Origin of the sequence: Stieleria sp. (genome assembly GCF_041595215.1) — a bacterium.
GTDB classification, from domain to species: Bacteria; Planctomycetota; Planctomycetia; order Pirellulales; family Pirellulaceae; genus Stieleria; species Stieleria magnilauensis.
Genome location: NZ_JBFHKV010001200.1, coordinates 1 through 2,415, shown reverse-complemented (window position 1 = coordinate 2,415; position 2,415 = coordinate 1). Strand labels below are relative to the sequence as shown.

Here is a 2,415-nt window from a genome sequence, read left to right as displayed (position 1 = left end):
GTGCTGTGACGCCACAGACTGTTCTTTCCCGAGATCGCTTTTTCGCCCATGTGATAACCGTGATCACTCCACAAGACGACGATCGTGTTGTCGGCCAAACCGGAGGCGTCCAACTGATCCAAGATACGTCCCACTTGGCTGTCGACGAAACTGACCGACGCCAGATACGAACGCGTCAGGTTCTTCAGCTGGTTGTTTTCCCGCAACCAACTCGTTCTGGGTTCGGGCAGGTACCAGTGGATGTACCACGACGATTCCGACGTGTCGTCGCGATCACCTTTCCGAATCGGCGGCAAGATCAACGATTCTTCCGGGTACATGTCGTACCACTTTTGCGTCACGTAGCAGGGCACGTGCGGCAAGAAGAATCCGGCGGCTAGAAAGAACGGTTGGTCGGGCGTTTTGGACAACTCATCCAGCTGGTCGACCGCCCAACTGGCGATCGCCCAATCACCCTTGTCTTCGTCCTTGTGCGGAAACGTTCCCCAGTCCATCAGCGGATTGTTGCCGCCGGGGGTAGGGCCGATCAATTTCTGTTTGGGTCGGGCACCGACCGACGACGGCGGTCCCCACACGTCGGCCTCTTGTGCGGGCTTGTTGCGACGTCCGTTTGCCCCGTGGTGAATCTTACCCCCGATCAAGCTCTTGTAGCCGTGGGCGCTGAAGTGTTGCGGCATGGTGACCAGCCCGGACAATTCATCAACGTCGCGAATCCAGGGCCTCAACCCGTAAACGCCGGTCGTGGTGGGACGACGCGCGGTCATGATGGCGGTTCGACTGGGATTGCACAGCGGAGCCTGACAATGGGCGTTGGTGAACGTGACGCCGCGGGATGCCAGTCGAGCCATGGCGGGTGTTTTGACCTGCGGATGGCCGCCGAGTGGTTCGACCCAGTCGTTCAAGTCGTCGATGGCGATCATCAACACGTTGGGCCGCGCCGCTGGCGTCGATTCGGCGTCCGGGTCTGCCGAGGACGCTGCGCTGTAGCTAACGAAAACAATGCAGGCGACCTGCATGACTCTTAACAGGGACGATCGAAAAAGATTCACGGTGGATCGGGCGGATACGAGGTGGGAAGCGGGGGACTGGGGACGACGAAACGGTCCGCGTGGCTCATATTGTACAAGCTGGACGCGGGCACTGGTGGATTTGATTCCGTCTTGCGTTTTTCGTTTTTTTTGGAGCAGACACCCATCTTGGACACACCACTGATTGAAATCGAAAACGTGTCGGTCTTTCGGGAACAGACTCACATTCTGCGTGGGGTCTCGGTCCGCATCCCGCGCAAACGCCACACCGCGGTGCTGGGGCCCAACGGGTCAGGAAAAAGCTCGTTGCTGAAACTGCTGACGCGTGATTTTTATCCGTCCGTCGAAGCGCAGGGGCATCAGGGCACGGTCCTGATTTTGGGGGAATCCGATTGGGAGGTCAGCCGGCTGCGTCGTCGCATGGGAATCGTGACGCCGGCGTTGGATTACGAGTTCAGCTCCGGCCGGACGGGTCGGATGACGGTCACCGAGGCGGTCGCCAGCGGATTCACAGCGACACGTTTGAAAGAATTTGGCCCCCGCGTGGATCAAGCCATGGCCGATGCCATCGCCGGCGCGATCGAGACGGTCAAGATGTCGGACCTGAGCGGTCGCACGCTGAGCACGCTGTCGACCGGTGAACGACGACGGGTGATGATCGCCCGAGCCATCGTGCACGATCCCGATATCTTTGTGCTCGACGAGCCGACCAACGGTTTGGACATGACCGCCCGCGCCCTGTTTTTGGAGATCCTCGATTCGATCACCAAGCAAGACGCGATGACGATGGTGTTAGTCACCCACCACATCGACGAGATTCCGCCGGCGATGAATCACGTCATCATGCTCGATCAAGGACGCGTGACGTTCGACGGTCCCAAGGCGGACGGTCTGACCGCTCCGCGGATCTCGTCGTTATTCCGTGCCGACGTACACGTCGATGCGCGACGTGATGGCTGGTACCGTTCGGAGATGGTGGGACTGTCGCAGGGGTGAGGTTCGCAGCGGCGGTTTGCGGATTCGTTAGCCGCGTGGGGCGGTTTCTCGCGGCCGATGGGTTTCACCTTTAGTGCGTCGCACGTTGCATGACCCCGGCGGGGTCAAAGCCGGTAGCCGGAGGTGAGCGCAGCGACACCTCCGGATATCCGTGCTCCCGCACGACGCGACCCCGGAGGGTGTCGAAGCAAATGGCCCCAGAGCCCATGGACTCGGCTGGACCGAGTGGAAAAGTGTCGCAATCAACTCGTTCGCAATGGCGGCCTGCGGCACCGCCGGCAGATGGATTCGCTGCGACCCCGTCCGGGGTCGAGGGGTTATTGCGCGTGCTCAGCATGCCCTACGGGGTGAAGACGATTCCGTCACACTACAGCGGCTTGATCTTCAAGTT

At 60.3% G+C, this 2,415-nt stretch carries 2 protein-coding genes; one reads left to right on the top strand and one right to left on the bottom strand.

What is annotated here, in order from left to right:
• On the bottom strand, positions 1 to 1,049 hold a 1,049-nt coding region (locus ABX749_RS29665), incomplete at its 3' end, for a sulfatase (RefSeq protein ID WP_372899217.1).
• Between the two features lie 111 nt (positions 1,050 to 1,160).
• Here ABX749_RS29665 and ABX749_RS29660 point away from each other — a divergent pair.
• The gene (locus ABX749_RS29660; protein ID WP_372899216.1) at positions 1,161 to 2,024 is read left to right on the top strand and encodes an ABC transporter ATP-binding protein; all 864 of its coding nucleotides are present in this window, start codon (positions 1,161 to 1,163) and stop codon (positions 2,022 to 2,024) included.
• Positions 2,025 to 2,415 lie beyond the last annotated feature (391 nt).